We start from the raw sequence: 15275 nt of genomic DNA, 5'->3' as shown, positions 1-15275 counted from the left end.
TAACGCAAAACCATGACAAATAAAAAACCCGGTCGCGTTATGCCACCGGGTCGGTAAATCACAGACTTATTTAGCGCTTGCTGATCTGGTCAAACGTACCACCGTTAGAGAAGTGCTCTTTCTGCGCTTTCGTCCAGCCGCCAAACTCTTCGTCGATGGTGAACAGTTTCAGCTTCGGAAATGCATTTTCGTATTTCTTCGCAACGTCTGCATCACGCGGACGATAGTAGTTTTTCGCTGCAATTTCCTGACCTTCCGGTGAGTAGAGATATTTCAGGTAGGCTTCCGCCACCGTTTTGGTGTCTTTCTTTTCCACGACTTTGTCGACCACGGAAACGGTCGGTTCCGCGAGGATAGATTCACTCGGCGTCACTATCTCGAATTTGTCTTTGCCCAGCTCGTTTGTCGCCAGCAGGGCTTCGTTTTCCCAGGCGATCAGCACATCACCGATACCGCGCTCAACGAAGGTATTGGTTGAGCCACGCGCACCGGAGTCCAGCACTTCAACATTCTTATACAGGGCCTTCACGAAGTCTTGTGCCTTGGCCTGATCGTTGTTGTTGTGGTGCAAGGCGTAGCCCCATGCCGCCAGATAGTTCCAGCGTGCGCCGCCTGAGCTTTTCGGGTTTGGTGTAATGACCGACACGCCTGGTTTGATCAGATCGTTCCAGTCATGAATTTGTTTGGGGTTGCCTTTGCGGACCAGGAAAACGATGGTGGAGGTGTATGGCGCGGAGTTATCCGGCAGACGCTTAATCCAGTTTTTATCGATACGACCACGTTCAGCAATGGCATCCACGTCGTAAGCCAGCGCCAGCGTCACGACATCGGCTTCAATACCGTTAATGACGGAGGTCGCTTGTTTACCCGAACCGCCATGCGACTGGCGGATCACGACGTTGTCGCCCGTTTCCTGCTTCCAGTGCGCGCTAAAGGCCTTATTGTACTGCTCGTACAGTTCACGCGTTGGATCGTACGATACGTTAAGTAACTGAATATCCTTTGCCAGAAGGCTGGTCGATGCCAGCAATAATGTTAACCCTACGCCCCATTTGTTCATCGCCCAGCTCTCTTATGTGGTGTTGTGATGAGCAAAGCGTGCCAGAAAGGTATCCAAACATTAAAGAATAAAAAAAGATTTGCTATAACTTGGGGGAATAAATGCGGGGAATTGTGCCGAATGGTGGTTAGCGGCTCATCAGGCCTACAAGTCTTTGCAACCTGTAGGCCTGATGCGCTTAGCGCCATCAGGCGCGGAAAAAACAATCAGTACAGTTTTTTCGCGCAGTCCAGCCAGTCACCTTTGAACGGACGCTTCATGTTTTCAATCGCGTCGATGATGTCGTGGTGAACCAGTTGCTCGTTCTGAATACCTACACAGCGACCGCCGTGACCGGCCAACAGCAGTTCAATGGCATATGCGCCCATACGGGACGCCAGGATACGGTCGTAAGGCACCGGAGAACCACCACGCTGGATGTGACCCAGTACGGTTGAGCGCGTTTCACGACCCGTTTCTTTCTCGATGTAATGCGCCAGTTCGTCAACGTCACACATGTGCTCAGTGATCGCCACAATCGCGTGTTTTTTACCTTTCGCGATGCCTGCTTTGATTTCAGCAACCAGATCGTCACGGCTGAATTCCACTTCCGGAACCACCACGAACTCACAGCCGCCAGCAATGGCAGCCGCCAGGGTCAGATCGCCACAGTAGCGGCCCATCACTTCAACGATGGAAATACGCTGGTGAGAAGAAGAGGTATCACGCAGACGGTCAATCGCTTCGACTACGGTACCCAGAGCGGTGAAATAACCGATGGTGTAGTCGGTGCCTTTGATATCGTTGTCGATAGTGCCCGGCAGACCGATGCATGGGAAGCCCATTTCAGTCAGGCGTTTTGCCCCCATGTATGAACCGTCACCACCGATAACAACCAGCGCGTCAATGCCACGCTTTTTCAGGTTTTCGATAGCCACGGCACGCACGTTTTCGTCGCGGAATTCCGGGAAGCGGGCAGAACCGAGGAATGTACCGCCACGGTTGATCATGTCGGACACGCTGTAGCGGTCAAGTTGAACCATACGGTCTTCATACAAACCCAGGTAGCCATCATGGATCCCCATGACTTCCAGCCCTTCCGTCAACGCTGCACGTACAACACCACGGATTGCTGCGTTCATGCCCGGCGCATCACCGCCGCTTGTCAACACACCGATTTTCTTAATCATGACTACCTCTGAACTTTGGAATGCAAAATGAAATCTGCTGCCGGAAGTCGATTCCGCATATCGAAACGATCCAACGAATATGCAGATAGTATAACAATCACTTCCTGCTGAATTGATTCAGGTCAGGCCAAATGGTGGTAATTTATACACAAAATGCTGGCCCGGTTCACTTTTTTTACAACGAATTATAAAAGCTCAAACATCTTGCCTTCCTTGGGTACGACCGAACAGGGATCCTGATGAATGATGACATCCGATCCCGGGAAACGCCGTAAAATTGCCTGCTCTACCTGTTCAGCCACTAAATGCGCCTGAACGAGCGGCAGATTATCTTCCATTTCCAAATGAATCTGAATAAAGCGGGTCGGCCCTGACTGCCGCGTGCGAAGATCGTGAGCGCCGCTGACTCCAGGCCATGACGTCACAATATCAATAATTTCCTGACGTTCTTCATCGGGTAAAGCGCGATCCAGCAAAGACTGTACCGCCTCATAACCCATGCGTAATGCACTATATAAAATATAGATGCCAATCCCGAGCGCAAACAAGGCATCTGCGCGATGCCAGCCGTACCATGCCAGCCCAAGCGCCACGAGAATTGCACCGTTCATCATAACATCAGACTGATAATGAAGCATATCCGCCCTAACGGCCTGACTTTGCGTGCGCTTCACCACCCAGCGCTGAAACGAGACCAGAATGATTGTACACACTAACGCAATGATGGTGACAACCACCCCGACGCCAGGATCTTTCATTGGCGTGGGTTGGATGAGATGCTGAATCCCGGTCAGGAATAAAAACAGCGCCGAACCGGAAATAAACATGCTTTGCGCCAGCGCCGCCAGCGATTCCGCTTTTCCGTGTCCGAACGTATGTTCATCATCGGCCGGTTGCAAAGAATAGCGCACCACCAACAGGTTGGTTAACGACGCGGCGATGTCCACCAAAGAATCCACCAGCGCTGCCAGAATACTGACCGATCCGGTGTACCACCACGCAAAAATTTTGATCAAAAGTAACAGCGATGCCATCACGGTCGCCGCGATTGCCGCCCGGCTAACCAGCCGCCCATAGGTTTGATTCATAAACACTCCTGCCAGGATATGCCGCTAGTATAACGGATGAAGTAAAACAGTCAGGCAATAACCGAGTGACAAATTTTGGGCAAAAAAAACCCCCACATCATGTGGGGGAAGACAGGGATGGTGTCTATGGCAAGGAAAACAGGGTTACTACTGGGAACGTGAGTTGCTACTACTCAATAAATTCAACGATGAGCTTTTTTTCCAGTGCGCTACGTCGCGCAGTTGCTCCATTCGTTGTTCATGTCTCTCATTTAAAACCGCTTGCTGCTCGGGCGTTAACAGGCGATACATCTGGTTGCGAACCTTGGCTATTTCAACCTGGCGGGCAACCTGTTCTTGCGCCATTCTTTCTGCCTGAGCGCGCACAGCGCGTTCATCAAATTTCTCTGCGGTGACAAGGCGATGCATTGTCTCCATTTCGCTAACATTAACAGGAGGCTGTTCGTGTCTTGCCTGCTGCATTAAATCTCGCATCTGTTGACGTTGATGTTCGGTTAAACTGATACCGTCGAACATGTGGCTCTGAACGCTGCGTTGCGCGGAGCCTTCACCCAGGTGCCAGTGATCGCCTGTGACGACTTCAGCTGCATGGCTTAAAGTACTCAGTGCCAGCGTTGAGGCCATGACGGCAGCGGTAACTTTGCCCATCACTTGCTCCCAAAATCTTTTCTGTCGCGATTCAACGAGAGACAGTTTACGATTCGGGCTGCAAACATGCGTCAGGGGGTGTAAAACAACGTAAAGTCATAGATTAGCGACGCCTGATGACGTAATTTCTGCCTCGGAGGTACGTAAACAATGAATAAAATCCTGTTAGTTGATGATGACCGAGAGCTGACTTCCCTGTTAAAGGAGTTGCTCGAAATGGAAGGTTTCGATGTGCTGGTTGCCTATGATGGGGAACAGGCGCTTGAGCTTCTGGATGACAGCATCGATTTACTTTTGCTCGACGTCATGATGCCGAAGAAAAATGGCATTGATACGCTGAAAGCACTTCGTCAGACACACCAGACACCCGTAATCATGCTGACCGCTCGCGGCAGCGAATTGGATCGCGTACTTGGCCTTGAACTGGGCGCGGACGACTATTTACCCAAACCGTTTAACGACCGTGAACTGGTCGCGCGCATCCGCGCTATTTTGCGTCGCTCACACTGGAGCGAACAGCAGCAGAACAGCGACAACGGTTCGCCGACTCTGGAAGTGGATGCGTTAAGCCTTAATCCGGGTCGCCAGGAAGCCAGCTTTGACGGGCAAACCCTGGAGTTAACCGGCACCGAATTCACCCTGCTCTATTTGCTGGCACAGCATCTCGGTCAGGTGGTTTCGCGTGAACACCTGAGCCAGGAAGTGCTGGGCAAACGCCTGACGCCTTTTGATCGCGCGATCGACATGCATATCTCGAACCTGCGTCGTAAGCTGCCAGAACGTAAAGACGGACACCCGTGGTTTAAAACCCTGCGCGGTCGCGGCTACCTGATGGTCTCCGCTTCATGATAGGGAGCTTAACCGCACGCATCTTTGCCATCTTCTGGTTGACGCTGGCACTGGTGTTGATGTTGGTACTGATGTTACCCAAGCTTGATTCACGCCAGATGACCGAGCTACTGGACAGCGAGCAGCGCCAGGGGTTGATGATTGAGCAACACGTTGAAGCTGAACTGGCGAACGATCCACCCAACGATTTGATGTGGTGGCGTCGCTTGTTTCGGGCGATAGACAAGTGGGCGCCGCCAGGACAGCGGTTATTGCTTGTGACGACGGAAGGACGCGTGATCGGCGCAGAACGCAACGAAATGCAGATCATTCGTAACTTTATTGGTCAGGCCGATAACGCCGACCATCCGCAAAAGAAAAAATACGGTCGCGTTGAGATGGTCGGGCCTTTCTCCGTCAGAGACGGCGAAGATAACTACCAGCTGTATCTCATTCGACCTGCCAGCAGCTCACAATCTGACTTTATCAATCTGCTGTTCGACCGACCGCTGTTGTTGCTGATTGTCACCATGTTAGTCAGCTCTCCGCTACTGCTCTGGCTTGCCTGGAGTCTGGCGAAACCGGCGCGTAAGTTGAAAAACGCGGCAGATGAAGTGGCCCAGGGCAACCTGCGCCAGCATCCGGAACTGGAAGCCGGTCCGCAGGAATTTCTGGCGGCAGGCGCCAGCTTTAACCAGATGGTGACGGCGCTGGAGCGAATGATGACCTCGCAGCAACGCCTGCTGTCGGACATCTCCCACGAGTTGAGAACGCCGTTGACGCGTCTGCAGTTGGGCACCGCGCTGCTGCGCCGTCGTAGCGGTGAAAGCAAAGAGCTGGAGCGTATTGAAACAGAAGCGCATCGACTGGACAGCATGATCAACGACCTGCTGGTGATGTCACGTAATCAGCAGAAAAACGCGCTGGTCAGTGAAACGGTGAAAGCCAATCAGCTGTGGGGCGAAGTGCTGGATAACGCCGCCTTTGAAGCCGAGCAGATGGGTAAATCACTCACGGTGAATTTCCCGCCGGGCCCGTGGCCGCTGTACGGCAACCCAAATGCGCTGGAAAGCGCGCTGGAAAACATTGTGCGCAACGCCCTGCGTTATTCACACACGCAGATTGAAGTTGGCTTCGCGGTGGATATCGATGGGATTACCATCACCGTAGACGACGATGGCCCGGGCGTTAGCCCTGAAGACCGAGAACAGATTTTCCGTCCGTTCTATCGTACCGATGAGGCGCGCGATCGCGAGTCTGGCGGAACAGGTCTGGGTCTGGCGATTGTTGAAACCGCAATCCAACAGCATCGTGGCTGGGTGAAGGCCGAAGACAGCCCGCTGGGTGGTTTGCGGCTGGTAATTTGGTTGCCGCTGTATAAACGCGCTTAACAGGCTTCCCCGGTAACGTCGTACCGGGGAAGTTCTCACATTATGCTGCCACAGTCGCAGCCGCTAGCTTTTGCTTTTTAATCCGCTTCACCAGAATGGTCGAACAGATAAAGCCCATTAAGCTGAACGCAATCATCACGCTAAAGACATAGTTATAGCCCGTGATGCCGCTATTGGTATCCAGTAAATAGCCGTATAACGTATACGCAAACATGGCGGGCATATAACCGATAATACAGCCAAATGCCATCGCCGAACCGGCATATTCACGCGGGGTACCAATCTCATCCATTGGTGCAAAGAAAATGGCGCGCTGTGAGAAAATAATCGCCCCAAATCCTAGCGTCGCCGCCATACCGATATACACATTCATCGTTTGATGTGGCAACAGCATAAAAACAACCATAGCAGCAGCAGAGATCAGAAACGTCCACTTCAGGTAAACCGTAGGTGATTTAGCAACCTTATCCGCCAGCAGCCCACCAATCGGCCCTCCCACCATTTTCAATGCATACTGGTTGATGATGCCGTACGCGCCGACGAGTGCTACCGGCAGCATGTAGATATCTTTTAAGAATGGGATGAAGTAAGTCAGGCCACAGTACGCGGCGTAAACGAAGAAAATCCCTAAAGAAGCCAGCCAGACGTTAGGGCAGGACAACACATGTTTGATACCCTTTAAGACTTCCATGTTGGCACTGGTTTTCTCGCCGCCTTTCACTTTGTCATCATCGACAATAAAGTAAGTGAGAACGCCCGCAGCCAGCGTAATTAGCGTATAAAACAGCAGTCCAGCCTGCATCCCCGCTTTACCTTCACCAAACTGGACGAAAACAAACAGAGCGCCAGAAGCGACGATAACATCCACCACGCCGCGTCCTGCTTCTAAAAAGCCAAACATGCGCCCTTGTTCTTCTTGCGTACCTAGCAGACGCACAGCTTTCAGTAACACCGGCCAATAAACCACATCGGCAAAGAACGCCATTGCGGCAAAGCAAATAAGATAACCGGTAAATGACGGTAGCGTCGCCAAATATAAACCGCATAGCCCAACGCCGATCAGACCAAATGGTAATAATATTTTCTTGGAATAACGGTCTGCGATATAGAGCGACAGAAAAAGCCCGGTTGTCTGAACAATCGTATAAACAGTAAAACTTAAACCAATTTGCGTATTGGTTAAACCCCAGTCACTTTGCATTGGCACATAGAAAACATCTTTCATACTTGAAAGTTTGAATATTGTGCCGCCGCCTAAAATTAAAAAACAGAGCCTTGCCCATTTGTTCATGAACATAATTAAACCCTCATTGCTTGTTGAGAGAAATATTTAAATCAAATCATATAACTAATAAATTAAGAGAGTTATTTTCATAACCCTTTTCGCATTTAATAATATTTAAAGAAGTTTATTTATTACTTGTGAACTTGTCGCATAAATCACGGATATACTTTATTTGAGCAAGAGCATGTTCTTTTTCCTGCGCCAGTCGCGCATCAATCATGTTACTGTCGGGCAGCGGCGTATAGCTTGCATCGCGCCATGGGATCCAGGGATTATCACCTTCATCATCAAAACGAAATGCCGGAGCATAATATTCAACTTCCTCTTCCAGACCAAAAGCATTTACTTGCGGTTTATCCTCACCTAAAAGTAATAATGCCTTAAGCATCTCTTCCATTGGTAAGTCACCGTATCCTGAACGACAAGCCTCATGCCCCCAGCCTTTACCTTCTTTAATAATTTTTGCGTCTTTGATATGCACCTGAGTGATTAGAGGGGACATGACTTCTAACGCAGAAAGCGGCTGCTCATTGGCGTTAATCATGTTGCCAAAATCAAACAGAATAGAGAGATTCTTCATTCCACTATTATTAACCAGCGTCACCAGTTCATGGCCTTGCAGATCTTCATGCTGTTCGATAGTAAAGCTTAGTCCGCAATCGTCATACTGAGACAACCACGCAATATCATTGGCAATCTTTGCCATGACATCGTTGAGATGTCCTTCATAGCGCGGGTAGAAACGTACTGAAGTTGCGCCAGTTGCCACAGCAATACGGATCGCATCCGTCAATGTCGCCTTGTCCGATGCGCTCGTTTCAATATGTACATCGAGGTTATATTTTTTTGCCTTTTCTTTAAAATCGTGCAACTGCCGATCGTTTAGTTTCTGCAGCGATTGGGACTCACCATCCTCAACATGTATTTTCACTCCCTTTAATTGTTGCTGATGCGCAATATCCAGAAGATCGCCCGGAAGGACTCTCTCATAGCGCATATTCAGATGAAAGGCATAAGCATGTAGGTACAGTGGTATATTTCTCGCACGTTCAGCGAGAAGTTCTTGGTTGCATTTTCCCATTATTTTTCTCATTCATCACGAATAACAAGTTCCACAGATTCAAGTCGCCAGTATTCAAAATCAACCTGAACCACTTTTTTATCTCGGGTAGCCCGATGTTTTTCTACTAAAATTCCATAAGTATTAGGCGCAACGCCCAACTCTTTGCAGGCCACTTCTGGCATATTGACCGGTTTAAAAATCATTTCTTTGATATTTAAAGCATGACCAAACGCATCTTCCCAGACGCTGGCAAAAGACTGATTGCCCAATTTGTTAATGAATCCTGGCGCAACATCAGCATCAATATAGGACTCATGGTAAAACACTTTATGCGAATCAAGACCACACCAACCGGTAACTAAATAGCGATCACCGGAGGAGAGAAAAACATCATCAACATGGTGCGGAACCGTCGCAATCGTTTCTTTGGTTAAATAACCCCAAAAAGGCTTGCGCCCCTGAGCACAGGCTTCAGCATTAAAGCTGGAAAGTGATTTGGGATTATAAATAAATCGCTTCGATGAAATAAACCAACCACTGCGGTTCTTTCGGAAGATACGCGCATCGATCTCAAGCTCAATCAGAACCTGACGTAAAGTCATGCGCTTCGCATCCAGCAACTCACATAACTCTCTCTCCGAAGGCAATTTAGAGCCCGCTGGCAAATTATTCTCGTTTAACCAGCTTTCAAAGCGCTCTCTAAGCACATCAACATTGTTTTTCTTTTTCATCTTGCCCATCTGGTTTAAACCAATTTAAAGCTAAGATATTTGAGTGCAGGAAATACTCAAGTTTTTTTTCAACGCAGAGTTTCTTTTTGTGGGCCAGGTATCAAGAATGGACTGAAAACATGGCGTGACAGGCAGGTTTTTTACCCGCTTTAGTATGCAGAGATAAGAACCACGAGAGAGGCAAATCAGGTGTTACCACCTGTTTTAATTGCATGGCCAGAATGGCTTTATTTTCCCCACAAACGGCGGGAATTGTCTTCGTTCTTGCCGCTTAAACGACGCTTTTGCATCGTTCTGGTCCAGCTTTTCGATAACCCGGCAGCCGAGAGTAAACGGTGATATTGTGAGTCATCAAACGGCATATGCCAGGCAATGGCAATCGCCTCCTGCACGCTGACGTCGCTGACGCGTGAAGCCAGGATCAACGGCGCGTCCGCCGACACCTGGCCTGGAGCGATGACGCTGCACAACCAGCCCGTCTTGCCTGCATCCTGCATCTGGCTAGCCATATCGCTGATGCCAAAATGGAAATTCAGCTTAAAGCACGGCGAGCGCGGCTGCGTGACCTGAATCAGCGCATCTCCCCACTGGAAAATGTCGCCAATAAATACATTCTCTTCCGTTAGCCCCTGAGTAGAGAGATTCTCGCCAAACGCGGGCGCGACAAAGCGCTCTGCCTGCTCCGGAAACTCTTGTCTCCAGTGCTGATAGTGTTCACGCGGATAGTGGCACAGCGCGCGATCCGGCCCACCGTGAATTTTCGTTTCCGCCTGTTCATCACCCGTCAGCCCCAGTTCGGTCAGCATCAGCTCGCCGTCAACCTGGACCTTAGCAATCGCGCTGGGACGGCTTCCCATGTAGTCCCGAACCTTGCCTGTAAAAACATCGACCGGATATCGCATCTGTTCCCTCTCCCGATAAATTTCCCCCATTACACCACATTTATTTTACCCCAGTCGCTCAAAATGAGAGCACGGTTCACATGAAACTTAGGGACACATGCTATCAATGTAATCTGGTTTTGAAACATCATTTCAAATAAGGAGTCAACAACGTGACTGGTCAATCGCAATTTGCTGGCGTCTGGTGTCCTTCCATTACGCCAATGGATAATGACGGCAAGATCGATCTTAACGGTCTAAGCCAGCATCTCAAACGCCTTACCGAGGCCAAAATCGACGTGATTTTGCTGATGGGTAGCATCGGGGAATTTGCCTCCTTTACGCTCGAAGAAAAGCTGTTACTAATCCGCGAGGCCCGCGCTATGAGCTCGCTGAAGATGGTCGCCAACGTCTCATCCACCTGCCAGAATGATGTGCTGTTGATGGCGCAGGAAGCGTATCGCGCCGATTACGATGCCGTGATGATCCTGCCGCCTTACTACTATGGGCAAACGGCAAAACAGCTGCTGAGCTACTTCCGTCAGTTGGGGCAGAAGCTCAGCGGTAAATGGTTTGCCTATAACTTTCCGGCGCGCACTGGCTGCGATTTAACACCTGAACTGGTTGCCACCCTCGCCGCCGAGTTCCCCAACTTCGCAGGCATTAAAGATACCGTCGACTGCCAGTCCCATACTCGCAGTATGATCCAGACCACCCGCGCCGTACGGGAGGATTTTGCCGTGTTGTCCGGCTATGACGAATACTACATTCCTAACCTGCTGGCAGGCGGCGCGGGGGTGATTTCAGGATTAAACAACGTCATGCCTGAACTGTTTGTCAGCGCACGGGAAGCATTTAAACAGGGCGACCTGACAGCACTTCGCGACATTCAGGACCAGATTGGCACCTACATGTCCATCTACGCCATCGGCGAAGATTTCGTCACCACCATCAAAACCGTGGTATCGCGTAAGTTTGGCTATTGCACCGGCGTGTCACGAAATGCCGGCGGAGAGTTGAACGAGGGTGAGTGTCGGACCATCGATGAGGTATTTGTCGTCAAAGCGTAAATCGTTAAGCCGGATGGAACAGACCATCCGGCAAAAGAGGCTTACTTCACGGCGCTACGAATATCAATTTCCGCCGCCCTGGATTTTACTCTTTTCGACCAGATGGAAGTGATAATCGGCACCAGAATGGAGGTTACAATCACCGACGTGGCGACAAGGGAAGTTGCTGCCGGCGCCATCGGTTTAAATGCCGGAACCATTTCAGCAATCAGCACTGGCGTAGCGACCGCCGCACCAGCTGAGCTGGAGGCCGCAATCCCCGCTGTGCCATCGCCGCCGCCAATCAGTTTATCGGCGATAATCAATGGAATACCGGTAATAATAATTACCGCCACGCCCAGCAAAATACCCAGTACACCGGTCTGCGCAATCACGCTCAAATCAATGGTGTTACCAAGTGCGAAGGCAAAGAAAGGAATCAATGTCTGCACCGCTTTGCTGAAGAACTCCCGCAGCTCAGGGTCCAGATTCCCCAGCGCAAAGCCAATCAGGAACGGTAATACGGCCCCCACAAACACGTGTGGTTCAAACGAAGCGATCCCGGCGGTTCCCAGAATCACCATAGTCATCAGCGGGCCAGACTCCAGCGACATCAGGACAAACGCCCCGGCCTCTTCTTTGGTGCCGTACTGCTGCATAATCGAGGCATACAGCCCGCCGTTGGTCATATCCATGGCTGCCACCAGCGCCAGCGTAGACAAGCCGGCGAAGAAACCAACTTCTACACCATGTTCCGGCAGAATACGTGAAGCAATCGCCGCGACCACCCACGCTACCAGAATCTTGGTTATGACCAGCGTGCCTGATTTACGCAGCACGGTACCGGTGGCGCTTAGCTTGATCGACGCCCCCATACAAAAGAACCAGACCGCCAGAATAGGCACCGTACCGGTGATCATACCGTTGGTAAAGGAGCCGAAGTATTTCCCGGCGCCGGGGGAAAAGGTGTGACACAACGCGCCCAAAAAAAGCGGCACCAGCATCATGCCGCCTGGGATTTTCTCTATCGTTTGTTTGATCTGCATTTCCATCACCTGTAGACATAAAAATGGGGCAATTTTTATGGGCGATTGCATCTTGCTTATGAGATGCGCCCGTCTTGATGAAACGAAGATAGACATTCATAGAGACTATAAAAGTGATCCCACTCGCATAATAAAACCTTGTTTCAATTTAAATGGATCATTGTTTTTATGTTGATTTTGATCACAAAAAAACCCCCACAAGCATCGCTTGCAGGGGCTTACTAAAGCGTAGAACTTATTTTTTCGCTGCGAAACGCGCGGCAGCTTCGTCCCAGTTCACCACGTTCCAGAACTCTTTGATGTAGTCCGGGCGGCGGTTCTGGAATTTCAGGTAGTAAGCGTGTTCCCAAACGTCCAGGCCCACGATCGGGAAGCCGGAGGTGCCAGAGATAGCTTCACCCATCAGCGGGGAATCCTGGTTAGCAGTGGAAACAACAGCCAGTTTGTCACCTTTCAGAACCAGCCACGCCCAGCCGGAACCAAAACGGGTTGCCGCAGCTTTTTCAAATTCAGCTTTGAAGTTGTCCACGGAGCCGAAGTCACGTTCGATAGCCGCTTTCAGGTCGCCCTGCAGCGTAGTACCGGTTTTCAGACCTTTCCAGAACAGGCTGTGGTTAGCGTGGCCGCCCGCGTTGTTACGCAGTACGGTTTTCTTGTCTGCTGGCAGTTGATCCAGTTTGGTGATCAGCTCTTCAACAGGCAGGCTCGCGAATTCAGGCAAGCTTTCCAGCGCAGCGTTCGCGTTGTTTACGTAAGCCTGGTGGTGTTTGGTATGGTGGATTTCCATCGTCTGCTTATCGAAGTGCGGTTCAAGGGCATCATAAGCGTACGGCAGGGATGGCAGTGTATAACTCATAATCATCTCCAGTATTGTCGGGCGGCCAGTGTTAACGCCGCGTAAGCAGTTGGGTCATTATAGTTAATTAAATGATATTGAAAATGATTATCAATGCCGTACTTTTTACAAGGTTTTGATGACTCAAGTCCATTGCTAAAGATGTGAGCCGAATCACCCACTTAACGTGATGATTGCCAACATGCGCCAAATGGCGGCAATCGTTAAAAGGTTAACTACCTGCATAATTTTTAAACTCGTTTGGTCGGAGGGGTAATTACCGACGATAAAAAATAACGAGGATTAAGTCATGAGTAACGCGATTACGATGGGTATCTTTTGGCATTTGATAGGCGCAGCCAGTGCCGCCTGTTTCTATGCCCCGTTCAAGCAAGTCAAACATTGGTCATGGGAAACGATGTGGTCGGTTGGCGGGATCGTCTCCTGGCTTATCCTCCCATGGACCATCAGCGCCATGTTACTTCCCGATTTCTGGGCCTACTTCAGCTCCTTTAGCCTCTCCACGCTGGCGCCGGTGTTTCTGTTCGGTGCGATGTGGGGGATTGGTAATATCAACTATGGCCTGACCATGCGCTATCTCGGTATGTCGATGGGCATCGGCATTGCGATTGGTATTACGCTGATTGTCGGCACGCTGATGACCCCGATTATTAACGGCAACTTTGATGTACTGATCAACACCTCTGGCGGACGCATGACGCTGCTTGGCGTGCTGGTCGCGCTGATTGGCGTGGGCATTGTTACCCGTGCGGGTCAGTTAAAAGAACGCAAAATGGGCATCAAAGCGGAAGAGTTCAATCTGAAAAAAGGTCTGGTTCTGGCGGTCATGTGCGGCATTTTCTCTGCCGGGATGTCATTTGCGATGAACGCTGCTAAACCAATGCACGATGCCGCCGCCGCGTTGGGCGTTGATCCGCTGTATGTCGCCCTGCCAAGCTATGTGGTTATCATGGGCGGTGGCGCGCTAGTCAACCTGGGTTTCTGCTTCATTCGTCTGGCAAAAGTGAAAAACTTGTCGATAAAAGCTGACTTCTCGTTAGCCAAACAGCTAATTATCACCAACGTGCTGCTCTCCGCACTTGGTGGCTTGATGTGGTATCTGCAATTCTTCTTCTACGCTTGGGGCCACGCTCGTATTCCGGCACAGTATGACTATGTAAGCTGGATGCTGCACATGAGCTTCTATGTTCTGTGCGGCGGAATTGTCGGACTGGTATTGAAAGAGTGGAAAAACGCGGGTCGCCGTCCGGTCAGCGTGCTAAGTCTTGGCTGCGTAGTGATCATTGTCGCGGCAAACATTGTTGGTCTGGGAATGGCCAGCTAATCATGTTGGGTACTGAGATGACGCCACTGGCTCGGCGTCATCCCGGTTTCGCGCGTGAATACCACCGAAAAGTAGTTACTATCCTCAAAGCCGCAGCGCATGGAAATCTCACTAATCATCAACCGACTATGCTTGAGCAGATACTGTGCATGGCACACCCGCACCTGGCGCTGATACTGGTTGATAGTCATCCCGGTCTGGCTACGGAACTGCTGGCGCAAAACGCGTTCGCTGCACCGTTCACGCTCGCAAAACGTATCCAGTTCGAACGCATGCTCATGGCTACCGGCTAACGCGGTGATCAGTTTATCCAGCAGCGTTTCACTTGACGTCGCCGGGAGCGTATCCGTGGCATAACGATGACGTTTAAGGTGAGTTACCAGTTGACCAAACAGCAGCTCAGCCATAGTAAAGGCCTGCGCATCGCGCTGATTACTTTCATGCTCAAGCTGGCTTATCACCTGTCTGGCCTGGGTCATGCCAACGCTGCCGAGTCGCCAGTGCGGCTGCCTCGGCGTACCGTCAAATCCGGGGATCGCCCCTTGCCAGTCAACATTCAGCGTTAACCGCTCCGGGCAGTAGATGATATTTTGCAGCACAAGGTCGTTAACGGAGGTGTAGGAGTGTTTATCTTCGGCGCGAATGTAAAACAGATCGCCACGGGTTATCCGGTACGGACGATCGTTTAGGACATGCAGACCATTGCCGCGCCAGACCAGAACCAGCTCGCAAAACTCGTGGGTATGCTCAGCAAAGACATCCTGCGGATAACGATCGGCCACGGCGACAGCCTGCTGCTCATGCGCAAAAAAGTCTGATTTCGAAAGAACCAGATGATTCGCCATCACATCACCTC

At 50.6% G+C, this 15275-nt stretch carries 15 protein-coding genes; 4 read left to right on the top strand and 11 right to left on the bottom strand.

Features of this window, described 5'->3' with window-relative positions:
• Positions 1-70: 70 nt before the first annotated feature.
• The 4 genes from sbp to cpxP all read right to left on the bottom strand — a co-directional run bounded on the left by sbp (position 71) and on the right by cpxP (position 3965).
• Positions 71-1060: a sulfate/thiosulfate ABC transporter substrate-binding protein Sbp gene (gene sbp / locus OGW44_RS00435; RefSeq protein WP_016157904.1), complete on the bottom strand. Its 990-nt coding sequence runs from the start codon at positions 1058-1060 to the stop codon at positions 71-73.
• Between the two features lie 206 nt (positions 1061-1266).
• On the bottom strand, positions 1267-2229 hold the full coding sequence (gene pfkA / locus OGW44_RS00430) for a 6-phosphofructokinase (protein WP_003028778.1): 963 nt from the start codon (positions 2227-2229) through the stop codon (positions 1267-1269).
• 185 nt (positions 2230-2414) lie between these two features.
• On the bottom strand, positions 2415-3317 hold the full coding sequence (gene fieF / locus OGW44_RS00425) for a CDF family cation-efflux transporter FieF (protein WP_016155246.1): 903 nt from the start codon (positions 3315-3317) through the stop codon (positions 2415-2417).
• 147 nt (positions 3318-3464) lie between these two features.
• Positions 3465-3965 carry a cell-envelope stress modulator CpxP gene (gene cpxP / locus OGW44_RS00420; RefSeq protein WP_016155211.1) on the bottom strand — a complete coding sequence of 167 codons (501 nt, stop codon included), beginning with the start codon at positions 3963-3965 and terminating at the stop codon, positions 3465-3467.
• 150 nt (positions 3966-4115) lie between these two features.
• Between cpxP and cpxR the strand changes: the two genes are divergently transcribed.
• Complete coding sequence (cpxR, locus tag OGW44_RS00415; RefSeq protein WP_006686193.1) at positions 4116-4814, top strand: envelope stress response regulator transcription factor CpxR; 699 nt, start codon at positions 4116-4118, stop codon at positions 4812-4814.
• Complete coding sequence (cpxA, locus tag OGW44_RS00410) at positions 4811-6184, top strand: envelope stress sensor histidine kinase CpxA (RefSeq protein WP_016155210.1); 1374 nt, start codon at positions 4811-4813, stop codon at positions 6182-6184. The genes cpxR and cpxA overlap by 4 nt, the downstream gene beginning before the upstream one ends.
• Before the next feature lie 40 nt (positions 6185-6224).
• On the opposite strand, the gene OGW44_RS00405 is transcribed toward cpxA, so the two are convergent.
• The 4 genes from OGW44_RS00405 to yiiM form a co-directional block, all read right to left on the bottom strand.
• Positions 6225-7475, bottom strand: coding sequence for an MFS transporter (locus OGW44_RS00405; protein WP_029139693.1), 1251 nt, complete (start codon positions 7473-7475; stop codon positions 6225-6227).
• Between the two features lie 118 nt (positions 7476-7593).
• The gene (locus tag OGW44_RS00400; protein WP_016155208.1) at positions 7594-8550 is read right to left on the bottom strand and encodes a sugar phosphate isomerase/epimerase family protein; all 957 of its coding nucleotides are present in this window, start codon (positions 8548-8550) and stop codon (positions 7594-7596) included.
• 8 nt (positions 8551-8558) lie between these two features.
• The gene (locus tag OGW44_RS00395) at positions 8559-9263 is read right to left on the bottom strand and encodes a GntR family transcriptional regulator (protein ID WP_019077919.1); all 705 of its coding nucleotides are present in this window, start codon (positions 9261-9263) and stop codon (positions 8559-8561) included.
• Between the two features lie 227 nt (positions 9264-9490).
• Positions 9491-10165: a 6-hydroxyaminopurine reductase gene (yiiM, locus tag OGW44_RS00390; RefSeq protein WP_016157901.1), complete on the bottom strand. Its 675-nt coding sequence runs from the start codon at positions 10163-10165 to the stop codon at positions 9491-9493.
• Between the two features lie 152 nt (positions 10166-10317).
• On the opposite strand from yiiM, the gene OGW44_RS00385 reads away from it, so the two are divergent.
• Positions 10318-11214: a dihydrodipicolinate synthase family protein gene (locus OGW44_RS00385; RefSeq protein WP_016155205.1), complete on the top strand. Its 897-nt coding sequence runs from the start codon at positions 10318-10320 to the stop codon at positions 11212-11214.
• Positions 11215-11255: 41 nt separating this feature from the next.
• Here OGW44_RS00385 and kdgT read toward each other — a convergent pair whose 3' ends face one another.
• Positions 11256-12239, bottom strand: coding sequence for a 2-keto-3-deoxygluconate transporter (kdgT, locus tag OGW44_RS00380; protein ID WP_104651887.1), 984 nt, complete (start codon positions 12237-12239; stop codon positions 11256-11258).
• Positions 12240-12474: 235 nt separating this feature from the next.
• A complete protein-coding gene (sodA, locus tag OGW44_RS00375; protein WP_185655072.1) occupies positions 12475-13095 on the bottom strand; it encodes a superoxide dismutase [Mn] in 621 nt (206 codons plus the stop codon).
• Between the two features lie 289 nt (positions 13096-13384).
• On the opposite strand from sodA, the gene rhaT reads away from it, so the two are divergent.
• Positions 13385-14419, top strand: coding sequence for an L-rhamnose/proton symporter RhaT (rhaT, locus tag OGW44_RS00370; RefSeq protein ID WP_046276208.1), 1035 nt, complete (start codon positions 13385-13387; stop codon positions 14417-14419).
• On the opposite strand, the gene rhaR is transcribed toward rhaT, so the two are convergent.
• Positions 14416-15264, bottom strand: a complete 849-nt coding sequence (gene rhaR / locus OGW44_RS00365; protein ID WP_131380439.1) for an HTH-type transcriptional activator RhaR — start codon at positions 15262-15264, stop codon at positions 14416-14418. The two genes, rhaT and rhaR, sit on opposite strands and share 4 nt — an antisense overlap.
• Positions 15265-15275 lie beyond the last annotated feature (11 nt).

The organism is Citrobacter sp. Cb023, from assembly GCF_030336805.1.
GTDB classification, from domain to species: domain Bacteria; phylum Pseudomonadota; class Gammaproteobacteria; order Enterobacterales; family Enterobacteriaceae; genus Citrobacter; species Citrobacter braakii.
This window is presented reverse-complemented; position numbering and strand designations above follow the sequence as displayed.